Origin of the sequence: Thalassospira lucentensis (assembly GCF_011806425.1) — a bacterium.
GTDB classification, from domain to species: domain Bacteria; phylum Pseudomonadota; class Alphaproteobacteria; order Rhodospirillales; family Thalassospiraceae; genus Thalassospira; species Thalassospira lucentensis_B.
This window is the reverse complement of record NZ_JAATOV010000003.1, coordinates 1-13,628: the sequence shown is the minus strand read 5'-3', so window position 1 is coordinate 13,628 and position 13,628 is coordinate 1. Positions and strand designations below refer to the sequence as shown.

Genomic DNA, 13,628 nt, shown 5'->3' with positions numbered 1-13,628 from the left:
CTGCGGTTCTTCGCGCCATTGCAGTGCTTGGTTTTACCGCGATATCCTGTATACAGGGTCATCATAAGAAGCCAGCAAACCTCGCAAAAAGGGTTTAAACGCCAGATGACCGACGTAAATCAGAAGCGCGATGGCGCGTCTGCAATATCTGCCAAGCCTTCCTCTGCTTCCCAAGGCAGTTCTTCTGACCAGAGCGAGCAACTTGGCATTGCCCATCATCTATGTCAGTCCCTGGAAGACGATATTGTTGCGGGAAAGCTGGCCCCTGGCCAACGCCTTGAAGAGGTTCTTCTGGCCAAACGGTTTGGCGTTTCGCGCACCCCGGTCCGCGAAGCCCTGCACATGCTTACCGCAAGTGAATTGGCAGAAAAAATCCCCAACAAAGGCGTGTATGTCTCGCTTGCGACCCCGGAACGGTTAACCGCAATGTTTGAAAGCATGGCTGAGCTTGAAAGCATGTGCGGACGTCTTGCTGCCAAACGCATGACCAGCAAAGAACGCTATGATCTTGATAAACTGCATCACGACATGGCCCAAACTGTGCGGCTGGGTGATCGCGCGGCGTATGAGACCCAAAACCGCGCCTTTCACAACACACTTTATCGCGGGACCCATAACGATGTTTTGGTCGATGTTACCCTTTCTGTACGGCGGCGCGTTGCCCCGTTCCGGCGGGTGCAATTCCAAAGCCTTCCGCGGCTGGCATCTTCACACGCAGAACACCAAAGCATTGTCGATGCGATTTTGCGTGGGGATCACAAGACGACCGAAGAACTTCTTTATGCCCACATCATGGCGGTGCATGACATCAGCCAAGATTACCTCGCGAGCCTGCGCGAAGCATCACCAGATCCAAAGTGCGAAATGCAGGCTTGATGCCCCCGTACCAAAGGCAGTTTGTTTTACTTTCGGTATACGGTGCCACCTCCCCCAACATCTGACCTATTGAGCCCCTAAACCTTGCTTTGCTAAGGTTTCTCGAGCTTCGCTTTGTGTCTTTGCAAAAGTGTTTTTCGGTTTATGCCATAGGTGTTTTGGCCCGAACTTTCGGCGTCATGAACCCTGCCTATCGCGCCCCAAGCACCAATAACAACTCTTTCCCGCACACAGAAAAACTGCGCCGACGGAACCATTCTTGCGGTCGTGTAACCAATGAAGAACTGCATTCGCATACAACGAACCGTAAAGCGGGAGGTTACAATGCCATCAATCGGTCGATCGCAACCCACTATTCAATCAGAGCGCACCTCTTCAGTCGATACTGAGGCGCTCACCATCCCAAACCCTGACGCAGACAGAGCTCGTGACGAGCTTCCACTTAAAGGTCTGACGAGATTCCAGAAAACATTCACTTGGCTCCGGGGCAAACAAAAAACGACCCATACCGCGCAGCTCGAGAACCTAAGGAAACAGGCTAGTAAAGTTCGCATTGGTGACGGCTTGGCAGCGCTGCAGGAAAAACTTGCGGAAAAGAACTGGAATTCTCCGACCAAACTTTTCTCAACCGGTGAGATGCAAACCTTGATGAATGAGGTACACGCAACGGCGGAGAACCACCCACTCGAAATTCAGTTTATTCTGGACGACGATGTTGAAGATGATGGTTCTGTGCATAGCGCGGCGCCCCAAATACAGCAACACGCCGCAGGAAGACAAACTCAGTTAAGCGGTGTGCCCAATGAATTTGAATTCGTCCATCGTGATGAAAGCAATGCACAGGCGCGAGGGATCCATGGCCCGAGCATGAATGATCTTGTCAATGACGTCACCGAGCGTGGCGATATAATCGCACGCACCGCACTGACCAACTATAAAAGCCTGCAACAAGTTCCACATTTGCATAACGTGGTAACACAATTGATGCATGAACCTGCTGCTGTTGGGCTTGTCGATGCGGGTCAGGATTATGTTGACCAGATGAAGCAAAACCCTAACTTTTTAGCGACGAAGACGACGCAAGAACTTACCGCGATTGTAAATGACTTGCGACATATCGGCGAAACTTTCTGTGTTGCCGGTGCCCCAAACGAAATCACCGTGCGCAACCCCAACCAGGACGCAGCCCTCAAACACAACATTGCGACCGCGATAGATACCCTGAATATGAGCCTGCTTGGCGGGACGCGGGAAAAAACCGCGGCGATCAATAATTTCATTATCACGCAGTTAACCCATGTCGTGAATGACGCGAGCAAAACCGTTGAAGACGGCATGGTTCGGGTTCAATTGAACCATCGGGATGCTGTGGTAAAAGCGGTCCTTAGCATTGCAGCCTACGAGGTTGGTGCTATGGAAGCCGAAAACAGGAAAAGAAACTAATCGAAGGCTAAAGGCACTGCGCACAGGAAACCGGCAAAGTAGGTAGTCAGATTTTGCACAACTACTTTGCCGCTATCTTGAGATTTGGACGAGATTGCATGATCGTAATTTAGGGTGCGAACATTGCTCCATGGACTTGGTTTTGCATGATGTTTGCGTTGCATCAGGCGTACTGTAGAACTAATCACCTTGAAGAACAGGATCGCCCGAATATTGCGGCACAAACATGCTTGCCACCCTTTCGGTTGCGAAGACGCGCTTGCATTCTTCGGCAAATTCACGTGCCGCCGGCGAGATATAATCCCTTATCCGAAAGCCAAATCCTATTGAAGGTGCAGGCAAATCTTCCTCAATCGGGACGCAAACAACTTCATTGCCGGTATATGTCTGATCAATGACTGGGCGGAGGTTAAGGATCGAAAAGCCCATGTCTGCCGCAACCAAGCTGCGGACTGTTTCATATGTTCCGGTTCGAAAGGCGATGTTCGGTGTTTCACGACAGTAGGAAAAAAGAAGATCGAAATACGTACGTGATTCCGGCAGATCAAGCAGGATCATCGGCGGACCAACCAATTCCCTAATAGATACGCTTTTGCGTGTTGCCAACGGATCGGACGTACTGAAAATAGCATGCGGTCGGACTTCACCAAGCTTCGTAAACGATATTCCTTCGGGTAGACCAAGATCATAGCCCAATGCAATTTCCGCAGAACCACTTTCGAGAAAACCATTAACCTCTCTGAGGTCACCTTCAAGTATTCGAATGGTCAGACCGGGAAAGCGGCTTTTCATTGCCCGGACAATCAAGGGCAAAATATGGGGTGTGATCGGCGCAAAACAGCCAACAATCAATTCGCCAACCAGACTTTCATCATGCCCAGAAATCTGTGCATCAAAGGTTTCAGCTTCTAAAAGGAGATGGCGGATCTTTTCGATCAAAATCTTGCCGGGCGGGGTCAAAATCAACCCTTTACTGGGCTGTCTTACAAAAATCTGAATTTCAAAGCGCTGCTCGAACCCATCAATTGCAGCCCCGATGGAAGAAGGAGAAATATTTAGTTTTTGTGCAGCTGACGAGATAGATCGATGATCTGCTGCTGTTTGAACATACTGAAGCTGTTTCAGCGTGAAATTCATCGGTTTTCCCTGATGTTATGTTTTATTTCCTCCCTTTATCGAACTCTGCCGTCATTGGATGACGCCCATTCCTGCGACCTGTTGCTTTACAAACAATTTAATCGCAGTGCTCAAGTTGCGGCATACAACGGACAAACACCAATTCATTGGTTTTTCCGATGATATACAATCTATTAATGAATTATTCAGAGCAAACTTTTTTTGCAAGCATTGGTTGTTCCTCTATGGAGACGACGACCTATGCAAAAAGAAAGTTTGTTGCAAACCAAAGACTTGCGGCAATTAACACACCAATTTCGCGGCGGCGCAGCATCCCCCGTCGAAACATGTGCAGCGGTCTTTGATCGCATCGAACAGCGCAATCCAGAACTCAATGCTTTTTCTCTTTTATGTATGGAAGATGCGGCATCGGCAGCCCGTGCTTCAGAAACACGCTGGAAAAATGGGGAGCCTCTTTCGCCAATTGATGGCGTTCCCTGCACGGTAAAGGATCTGGTCCTGTCAAAAGACTGGCCGACCACATTTGGCAGCGCAGTTTTAGGTCAGAACACCCCGTCCAATGAGGATTCACCTGTTGTTGCCCGGCTTAAACAAGCTGGCGCCGTGATCGTTGGACTGACGACGACACCGGAACTGGGGTGGAAGGCGGTCACAGATTCCAAAAGATTTGGCATCACCCGTAATCCATGGGACATCAGCAAAACACCAGGCGGCAGCAGTGGTGGCGCGGCCGCAGCAGCAGCCGCCGACCTTGGCGTTCTTCATGTCGGTACAGATGGCGGGGGATCGATCCGAATACCCGCAAGTTTCTGCGGCATTGTTGGGCACAAACCAAGTTTTGGACGTGTTCCGGCCTACCCCATCAGTGCATTTGGCACCGTTGCCCATGTGGGACCGATGGCCCGCACTGTTTATGATACTGCTGCAATGCTTAGTGTTATCAGCCAGTCCGACAGCCGGGACTGGTATGCTTTAAAGCCCGATAGCATCCGATACGAAGATCACTTGGAAACGAGCCTAAAGGGCAAAAAATTCGGCTATAGCCTCGACCTTGGTCATATCGATGTTGCCCCACAGATCGCCGATGCCTTCCTCAGTGCAATCAAGGTTTTCGAAACATTGGGGGCAGAGGTTATCGAAGTCACGGCGCCTATCAATCCATGCCAATCAATCTTTCATGATCACTGGTTTGCCGGCGCGGGGTATCGGATTCGGCACCTGGATGGTAGCCAAAAAGCACAACTCGATCCCGGGCTTATTGAGATTGCAACACAAGGCCAGGACATCAGTCTGCATCAATATATCCAAGCAGGTCAGATCAGGGCTGAGCTTGGCGCAAAGATGATCGAATTTCACGAAACTTACGATTATCTGCTTACGCCAACCACCCCCATTCCGGCCTTTGATGCGGGACTGGAATTTCCGGCAGAATCAAACAACACGCGTTGGACTGATTGGGCCGGATTTAGCTATCCGTTCAATCTGACGCAACAGCCCGCCTGTTCGGTCCCCTGTGGGTTTACGGATCAAGGGCTGCCAATCGGGCTGCAAATTGTCGGCCCCAGATACGCCGATCTTGAGGTTTTGCAAGCGGCATATGCGTTTGAACAGGCATATGCCTAAACCATTTTAACGCGCCATAAAGAAACTGCGGGGAAACGCACCAGAACAATAAACAGACTACCAATCAGGGAATAAAGGAGCTTCACAATGATAAGACGTAAATGTCTAAAACTGGCTACTGTTTTCGCGTTCGGTCTCTTTGGGTGGGCTGGTGCAGCCGCGGCACAAACACCAGAAGCCGGTGGTACGCTGATCATGGTTGTTCAGCCCGAACCACCAACCCTTGCCTCATATCTTTCAACATCCGGTCCGATTGGCCAGGTCACAACCAAAGTTTATGACGGCCTTCTTGAATACGATTTCGACCTGAAACCGATCCCCAGCCTTGCGGAATCATGGGATGAAAGCAGCGATGGCAAGACCATCACATTTCATTTGCGAAAAGACGTAAAATTCCATGATGGTTCCGATTTTACCAGCGCAGATGTCCAATACACCTTTATGGATGTCTTGAAAAAAGTTCATCCGCGCGCTTCAAGCAGCTTTAAGGAACTGACGGCGGTTGAAACGCCTGATCCCTACACGGCTGTGTTCAAATTGGCCAATCCAGCCCCGTACATGATCCGCGCGCTAAGCGGATATGAATCACCGATTGTTTCTAAAGAACTGTTTGAGGGAACAGACCCACGTCAGAACCCAACGGCAAATGCCCCGATTGGAACAGGTCCGTTCAAGTTCGTTGAATGGAAAAAAGGCCAGTATGTTCGCTTGGACAAAAATGAGAATTACTGGAAAGAAGGACTTCCTTATCTGGACCGCGTCGTCGCGCGGTTTATCCCAGATGCCGCAACACGTGCTGCAGCACTGGAAAATCAGGAAGTTCAGTACGCCGCATTTAATGCAGTACCAAATGTCGATGCCAAACGACTTGATTCAATTGACGGCATAACCGTTACGACCGAAGGCTATAGCATGATCAATCCGATGATGCTTTTGGAGATGAACACCAAAAGCCTACCGATTGATAATGTAAAAGTCCGTCAGGCGATCTCTTACGCAATTGATCGCCAATTCATCATCGACAATATCTTTTACGGTTATGGCAAGCCTGCCACCGGGTCGATTAGCTCCAACTTTGCCTCTGTTGGACTTTATTCTGATGACGTCCACGACTATGCCGTCGCGGATCGTATTGAAAAAGCCAATGCCCTTTTGGACGAAGCCGGTTTCCCACGCGGGGAAAATGGTGTTCGGTTCGAAATCGTACACGACATCATTGCCTATGGCGAAGATTGGCAACGTCTCGGTGAATACATCAAACAGGCATTGGGCGATATCGGCATCAGCGTCACCCTGCGTTACGAAGATGTACCGACATGGCTTAAGCGTGTTTTCACTGACTATGATTTCCAAATGAATTCGAACTTCTTCTACCAATTGGCCGATCCGGTACTTGGCATGCATCGTCAATATCTGACCGATCAAATTAAACAGGGCACGGTTTTTGTGAATTCAAGCCGTTACTCCAACCCGGAGGTTGACGATCTGGCGCATCTGGGGGCCGAGGAAATTGACCCAAAGAAACGCTCGGAAATCTACACCAAGATTCAGCAGATTCTGGCCGAAGACCTTCCTGTTATCCCTTTGGTGGAAATGCAGTTTACCACCGTCTATCTGGATAAAGTCAAAAACACCATTGTGAGCCCGCTTGGCGCATATAGCAGTTTTGACCAAGCCTGGATTGAGCAGTGAAAAACACCAGGAGGCCCCTTATCGGGGGCCTCCATCTTCGTTCAGGATCAGGAACACCATGAACCGATTAAATTATCTTTTGCGGCGGCTGTTGCAAGCGATCCCCGTATTGATCGCGATCGTCGTCCTTAACTTTATGTTGCTGCAACTTGCCGATGGTGACGCCGTTGATGTCATCGCCGGCGAAGCAGGTTCCGCCACCCCCGAATATATTGCCCAACTGCGCGAAAGCTTTGGACTTGATCAACCGTGGTACGTGCAACTTGGCCACTACATGGTCAATATGGCGCAGCTTGATCTGGGCTATTCTTTTCGACAAGACGCCCCAGTTCTTGACCTGATCATGACGCGCTTGGGCCCGACGCTTTTGCTGATGGTCTCGACACTGGTTCTGTCTGCGACATTTGGGTGTTTCTTGGGGCTTTTGGCCGCTGTCGGGTTAAATACGTGGCGCGACAATCTGATTTCCATCTTTGCGCTGGTGTCATACGCAACCCCGCTTTTCTGGGTCGCGCTGATGTTTATCGTGGTTTTCTCGATCCATCTACATTGGCTCCCCACAAGCGGCATGGAAACCATTGGGGCCTTTTATGAAGGCTGGGACCGGGTTGTCGATATCGCATGGCACATGATCCTGCCTGTGACCACTCTATCGCTGTTTTATTTGGCGGCCTACACGCGCTTGATGCGCGCGTCCATGCTGGAACAACGCGGAATGGATTATGTCATGACGGCACAGGCCAAAGGCCTTCCGGAACGGGTTGTGACCTATCGCCATATTTTGCGCAATGCGCTGCTGCCTGTGATCACGCTGGCGGGTGTGCAGACCGGCAGCATGCTTGGCGGGTCGGTTCTTGTTGAATCTGTTTTTGGCTGGCCCGGCCTTGGCATGCTGGCTTATGACGCCCTGTTTTCGCGCGACCTTAATCTTCTATTGGGGATTTTCTTCACCTGCGCCTGCCTTGTCGTGATCATGAATCTTTGCGTTGATCTGCTTTATACGTTTCTCGATCCGAGGATTGATCTGCAATGAAAAATTTCTGGCAACAATATTCCAGGAACAAATCAGCCGTGTTCGGTTTGGTTGTCCTGTTTGCACTCGTTCTTCTTGCGGCTTCGGCAAACCTTCTGTTTCCTTCTGACCCGTTCAAGCTGCTGGGCGCACCAATGTCGCCCCCCTCCTCCGAATTTCTTTTAGGGACCGACAGCCTTGGCCGCAGTGTTGCTTCGGGCATTGCGCATGGGGCTAGAACCTCCTTGCTGATCGGTTTGGTTGCGACATCCGTTGCCGTTTTACTGGGCACGGTGATCGGTGGTCTTGCCGGATTTCACGGAGGAAAGGTTGATAACCTTTTGATGCGCCTAACAGAACTGTTCCAAACTATCCCGTCCTTTATCTTTGCGGTTCTGTTGGTTGCCATTCTGTCGCCATCACTGAAATCTGTGGTTATCGCCATCGCTGTGGTGTCTTGGCCCACCGTGGCCAGACTTGTCCGTGCTGAATTTCTTTCCTTGCGCAAACGCGAATTTGTTCAGGCGTCGATTACGATGGGCATGCCAAGCTGGAAAATCATTTTTCAGCAAATACTGCCAAATGCGCTGTCACCGATCATCGTTTCGGCATCTTTGATGATTGCCACGGCCATTTTGCTTGAATCCGGCCTATCCTTTCTGGGGCTTGGCGATCCAAATATCATGAGCTGGGGCTTTTTGATTGGTGCCGGACGATCAATCCTTCGAACTGCCTGGTGGGTCTGCACCTTTCCGGGGATTGCTATCCTCCTTACCGTTATGGCCATCAATCTCGTCGGCGAAGGCCTTAATGATGTGCTCAACCCTCGTCTGCGGGAGAAAGATCAATGAGCACACCAACAGCACACAGCACACAGCCCGTTTTGCAGATCAAAGACCTTTCGATTTCGCTTCCCCGTGGGGCTGATCGCCCCTTTGCTGGCCAGAACATCGACATGCAGATCATGCCCGGTGACATTTTATGCGTTGTCGGGGAATCTGGTTCCGGAAAATCAATGCTGACACGTGCCGTCCTTGGCCTTTTGCCAGCGCCACATGTTCAGGTGACATCGGGGAAAATTGAACTTGATGGCATAAACTTATTATCCTGCACCTCTGCCGAAATGCGCGAACTGCGCGGAGACCGCATTGGTATGATCTTTCAAGAACCGATGACCGCCCTTAATCCTTTGCTGACGGTCGGGCGTCAAATTGACGAAGTTCTTGAAACCCATCGCGATATGACAGCAAGTGAACGTCGCGAAAAGGTTATTGCCGCCCTTGATGAAGTTCAGATGCCCAACCCATCTGAAGTATATGATGCTTATCCGCATCAACTGTCCGGTGGCCAGCGCCAGCGCGCCATGATCGCAATGGCACTTATTCTGTCACCAGGATTGCTGATTGCCGATGAACCAACCACGGCTCTGGACGTCACCACGCAGGCGCAAATCTTGAACCTGATCAATATACTGCGCAAAGACCATGGTACCGCAGTAATGTTTATTACCCATGATTTCGGTGTTGTTGCAGAAATCGCCGATCATGTCGTTGTCATGGAAAAAGGCTTGGTGGTCGAAACCGGAACTGCACGCGACGTTTTAGACTCCCCCAAACACAATTACACACGTGCATTGATTGCCGCTGTTCCGGGCCTAACACCCCATACGCGGCCGTCGATCAAAGCAAAGAATGAAGGCCTTGCTATTCAAGCACTCTATAAAACATTTACCAGTTCCGGCGGATTGTTGGGAAAACCAATACGCAAAGTGGAAGCGGTTAAAAACATTAATCTCAATGTCCAACCTGGCGAAATACTCGGCATTGTTGGGGAATCTGGTTCTGGTAAATCGACACTGGCTCGCCTGATCATCCGCTTGATCGAACCCGATAGCGGCGAAGTTATCCTTGAAGGCGAAAACTTCCTGACGATGAATCCATTAAGGCTGCGAAACCAACGCCATCGCATCCAGATGATTTTTCAAGATCCATATTCGACGCTTAACCCACGTCACAAAGTAGGGCGCATCATTGCCGAAGGCCCCAAATTACGCGGCTGTTCATCTGCGGAAGCAACAGAACGCACAAACCGGCTATTATCTCTTGTCGGGCTTGGCAAGGAGGCGGCAAATCGTTTTCCACATGAATTTTCCGGTGGCCAACGTCAGCGGATCGGCATTGCACGTGCCCTCGCGATCGAGCCTGACTTTCTGCTGGCCGACGAGGCGGTCTCAGCCCTTGATGTTTCCGTTCAGAAACAGGTCTTGGACCTCCTTTTGGATATACGCGATAAATTCAATCTCGCCATTGTGTTCATTACCCATGATCTATGCGTTGCTGCCCAGATATGTGACCGTGTCGCGGTTATGAAATCAGGTGAAATCGTTGAGCATGGTTTGGCTTCGGATGTCCTAAACACACCACAACATCCCTATACCAAAACCCTTTTAAGCTCACTTCCGGGACAGGCATGGCTTAAAACACGCTAAGCCAGCACACGTTACCCGAAACAACAAAACCCCTGGCCTTGATTGGTCAGGGGTTTTGTCTTTTCGCCAAACAGGAAATATAGCGATGGTGCTTATGGGGCCCGCATAAACCAAGCCTCTCAATCTGCGCTGGCTAGCTTCGTGTGTTGCCATGCTTCCCCCTATCGACCGAGTAATCTTACTTAAAAGAACCTATCCTTTGGCGCATGGATTCCCAAAGAGAGAGCTCCTCTACACGAGCCTTCTCAAAAACGCGGGCCAGCACCCTTAAGAATAGGTGACATTTCGCTGGCCCAAGTTTCGCAATCACCATTTCAGCAGAAAATTGGGCCATATCAATTCATGGAACCCTATATCAGGGTATAGATGGCTAACTAAATGACTAGGCCTCATTAACGGGACCGGTCGGAAACCCTTCTGTGAGGGCCGCAATAGCGCAAGGCTCTTTCGTTGCGCAGCTATAGCGACAAAAAAACTCACCTTCTTTACACCTACCGGAGAAATCCACCTAGAAAACACAATCCTAATACACCATATTACCTACACCTTTGTATAATCCGACATTGCTTAATGTATATGTCATTGCGGTATCTATCTATGTAGGGGGCTCCGATGCGAGCATTGCCTGTGCTTCAAATGCGTTCAATTCAAATGAAAATCGCGACCATTTCTGGACTGTTTCTTCTTGGGACAGTCGTCGTTTTGGTTGCTTTTAGCGTCTACTCGACGAGTAGCACTCAAAACTACGTCACAGATTCGACCAAGGCGCTTTCCATAAATTACGTCGAACGCCTTTTGACAAATGTCGCCACGACGCAGGCGAACGAGATCAAAGCGGAGCTCAACGTCGCGATCGATGCGGCACGCACCATGTCCCAGTCCTTCGCCGTTCTGGCCAACCAGCAAGATGGCAACACGCCCGCTGAGTTACGACGCGATCAACTTAATGCCGTACTGCGTCATGTTCTGGAAACCAATCCGTCTCTAAACGGCACCTATTCAGCATGGGAACCCAATGCCTTGGACGGTAACGATGCAGAGTTTACCAACAACGCAGCTATGGGTTCGGATTCCACGGGCCGCTTCCTCCCCTACTGGAGCCGGGGCAGCAACGGCAATCTCGCCATGGAACCGCTGACGGGTTATGACGACAATGGGACCAACGCCCAAGGATTGACGAACGGTGAATGGTACATCGTCCCCCAGACGAGCGGGACTGAAAACATCATGGGTCCGCTAGCCTATGTCGAGCAGGGTAAGAAAGTGTTCCTTGCGACGGTGTCCGTACCGATTAAAATCAACGGTAAATTCCGCGGGATTACAGGGGCGAACTTCAAGATCACGGCCATCCAAGACCTTGTTGGTGACGTTGCCTCTTCGCTCTTTGGCGGCAACACCAAGGTTGTCATCGTCAATGAGACCGGTCTCGTCGTTGCAAATAGCAGCGATCCTGAATCGATCGGACAGAAGCTCGCTGACATCGATCCGCTTTGGGCAGATACCACAGCCACTATTGGCGCGGGTGATGCGCTTGTTCAGGACAACACTGCTTCGCAGACGGTCGATGCTTTTGCCTCTTTCGAAATTGGCCGCACCGGCACGCCCTGGTTCGTGATTGTTTCGGTTCCTCGCGATGTTGCTTTGGCAGAGGTAAATGCACTCTCTGACTCTATGGATGATCAGGCGACAACGACAACCATTTTGCTCGTCGTTGTCGGGCTTGCCGTCGCCGGCGTTGCGATTTTCTTTGTCTCGATCGCGGCGCGCAAAATCGCGCAGCCCATTTCCAAATGTGCTGAATTCGCCGATGGTGTTGCAGAAGGTCATCTGGACCAAAGCCTTGAAATCGATCAAGTCGATGAAGTGGGCGACCTTGCCATTGCCCTGCGGAAAATGTCGAGCGACCTGAAAGAAAGTGTCGAACGCCGCGCAGCAGACCAGCAGAGGGCCGAACAAGAGAAACACGATGCGATGAACAGCATGGCCGACGATTTTGAGTCGTCGATTATGGCAATCGTAAATACCGTTTCTTCCGCGGCGGCCGAACTTCAATCATCGGCCGAGAGCTTGGCCCAAACAGCAGATAGCACCGACCAGCAATCGACTGTGGTTGCGTCGTCATCCTCTGAAGCGTCCGCGAACGTGCAAACGATTGCGTCCGCGGCAGAAGAGTTGGCAACATCGGTCAGCGAGATCAACCGTCAGGTCGCTCAATCGACTGCTATTGCAAAAAATGCGGTTGGCGATGCCGATCGGGCCAATTCGTCGATCGGTGAGCTGTCAGAAGCAGCCCAAAAAATTGGCGAGGTTGTGCAGCTTATCAACGACATTGCCACACAAACCAACCTTCTCGCGCTTAATGCGACCATCGAGGCCGCACGCGCTGGCGAAGCGGGACGTGGTTTTGCCGTCGTTGCACAAGAAGTCAAAGCCTTGGCTGACCAGACGGCACGGGCGACAGATGACATCAACGTCCAGATTACATCCATGCAATCGCAAGTCGGCGATTCCGTCGGGGCAATTCAGGACGTGACGCAAGTGATCGAGCAGATCAGCTCGATCACGTCGAGCATCGCAGCCGCTGTCGAGCAGCAAGGCGGGGCAACCAATGAAATCGCACAGAACGTCCAGCAGGCCGCAGCCGGCACGCAGGAAGTGTCCAAAGCCATCCAAGGCGTGACAGACGCTGCCAGCGAGACGGGCCAGTCTGCCTCGCAGGTCTTGGGGGCCGCTGGCGAACTCAGTCAGCAATCGGTGCTGTTGCGTAATCAGGTTGATGACTTCATCGCCAAAGTCCGCTCTGCTTGATTTAGCTGCCTTTACACATCTCTTAGTCCTCTGTGATTATGAGGCTAGCCCAAAACGGGCCGCTACCAATGAACTGGTAGCGGCCCGTTTTGCATGCAGATGAGGTTGGGCAGCAGCATTGTCGGCGAAAGCTTGTCTTCTGTTCAGTGCTCATGCTGTTGCCTATGTCGAGACGGAAATTCCTGTGTCGCGTCGTAACGCCTAATTCAAACGCCGATGAACTTTCCTGCCAAGATTTGTAGTGCGTCCCCAAGCAAGGCTGGTTGCCGCCCTGCCTTGAAGATCGGCTGCAATGGCAGAGCGGCACAACCCCCATTCGCTTTACGTCTTCAGTGGGCACCTAAAACTCACCACACCCATCTGGGCTTTGCTCCGGAAAATATATGCGCCGCTACGCGCTGGTTTGATGTCACCGGACCAGAAACGACAAAACCCCCAACCGGTTAAGGTTGAGGGTTTTTAAAATCGTTGGATAGGGAATAAATAACTGTGTTTAGAAGGCCCGGCAGTGACCTACTCTCCCGTGCCTTAAGACAAAGTACCATCGGC

At 51.0% G+C, this 13,628-nt stretch carries 9 protein-coding genes; 8 read left to right on the top strand and 1 reads right to left on the bottom strand.

Going from position 1 to position 13,628, the window contains the following annotated elements:
• Positions 1–105: 105 nt before the first annotated feature.
• Both HCZ99_RS10030 and HCZ99_RS10025 read left to right on the top strand, forming a co-directional pair.
• On the top strand, positions 106–876 hold the full coding sequence (locus HCZ99_RS10030; protein ID WP_167446855.1) for a GntR family transcriptional regulator: 771 nt from the start codon (positions 106–108) through the stop codon (positions 874–876).
• Between the two features lie 324 nt (positions 877–1,200).
• Positions 1,201–2,319, top strand: a complete 1,119-nt coding sequence (locus HCZ99_RS10025; protein ID WP_167446854.1) for a hypothetical protein — start codon at positions 1,201–1,203, stop codon at positions 2,317–2,319.
• Between the two features lie 180 nt (positions 2,320–2,499).
• On the opposite strand, the gene HCZ99_RS10020 is transcribed toward HCZ99_RS10025, so the two are convergent.
• Entirely contained in the window at positions 2,500–3,456 is a 957-nt protein-coding gene (locus HCZ99_RS10020) for a LysR family transcriptional regulator (protein WP_167446853.1), read from the bottom strand.
• Between the two features lie 240 nt (positions 3,457–3,696).
• Between HCZ99_RS10020 and HCZ99_RS10015 the strand changes: the two genes are divergently transcribed.
• From HCZ99_RS10015 to HCZ99_RS09990, 6 genes are all read left to right on the top strand, one after another.
• Positions 3,697–5,079 carry an amidase gene (locus HCZ99_RS10015; RefSeq protein WP_167446852.1) on the top strand — a complete coding sequence of 461 codons (1,383 nt, stop codon included), beginning with the start codon at positions 3,697–3,699 and terminating at the stop codon, positions 5,077–5,079.
• An 87-nt stretch (positions 5,080–5,166) separates the two neighbouring features.
• Positions 5,167–6,771: an ABC transporter substrate-binding protein gene (locus HCZ99_RS10010; RefSeq protein WP_167446851.1), complete on the top strand. Its 1,605-nt coding sequence runs from the start codon at positions 5,167–5,169 to the stop codon at positions 6,769–6,771.
• A 58-nt stretch (positions 6,772–6,829) separates the two neighbouring features.
• Positions 6,830–7,804, top strand: coding sequence for an ABC transporter permease (locus HCZ99_RS10005; protein ID WP_167446850.1), 975 nt, complete (start codon positions 6,830–6,832; stop codon positions 7,802–7,804).
• Positions 7,801–8,634: an ABC transporter permease gene (locus HCZ99_RS10000; protein WP_167446849.1), complete on the top strand. Its 834-nt coding sequence runs from the start codon at positions 7,801–7,803 to the stop codon at positions 8,632–8,634. The genes HCZ99_RS10005 and HCZ99_RS10000 overlap by 4 nt, the downstream gene beginning before the upstream one ends.
• Positions 8,631–10,271: an ABC transporter ATP-binding protein gene (locus tag HCZ99_RS09995; RefSeq protein WP_167446848.1), complete on the top strand. Its 1,641-nt coding sequence runs from the start codon at positions 8,631–8,633 to the stop codon at positions 10,269–10,271. The genes HCZ99_RS10000 and HCZ99_RS09995 overlap by 4 nt, the downstream gene beginning before the upstream one ends.
• Positions 10,272–10,883: 612 nt before the next feature.
• Positions 10,884–13,079: a methyl-accepting chemotaxis protein gene (locus HCZ99_RS09990; protein ID WP_167446847.1), complete on the top strand. Its 2,196-nt coding sequence runs from the start codon at positions 10,884–10,886 to the stop codon at positions 13,077–13,079.
• The last annotated feature ends 549 nt before the right edge of the window (positions 13,080–13,628 follow it).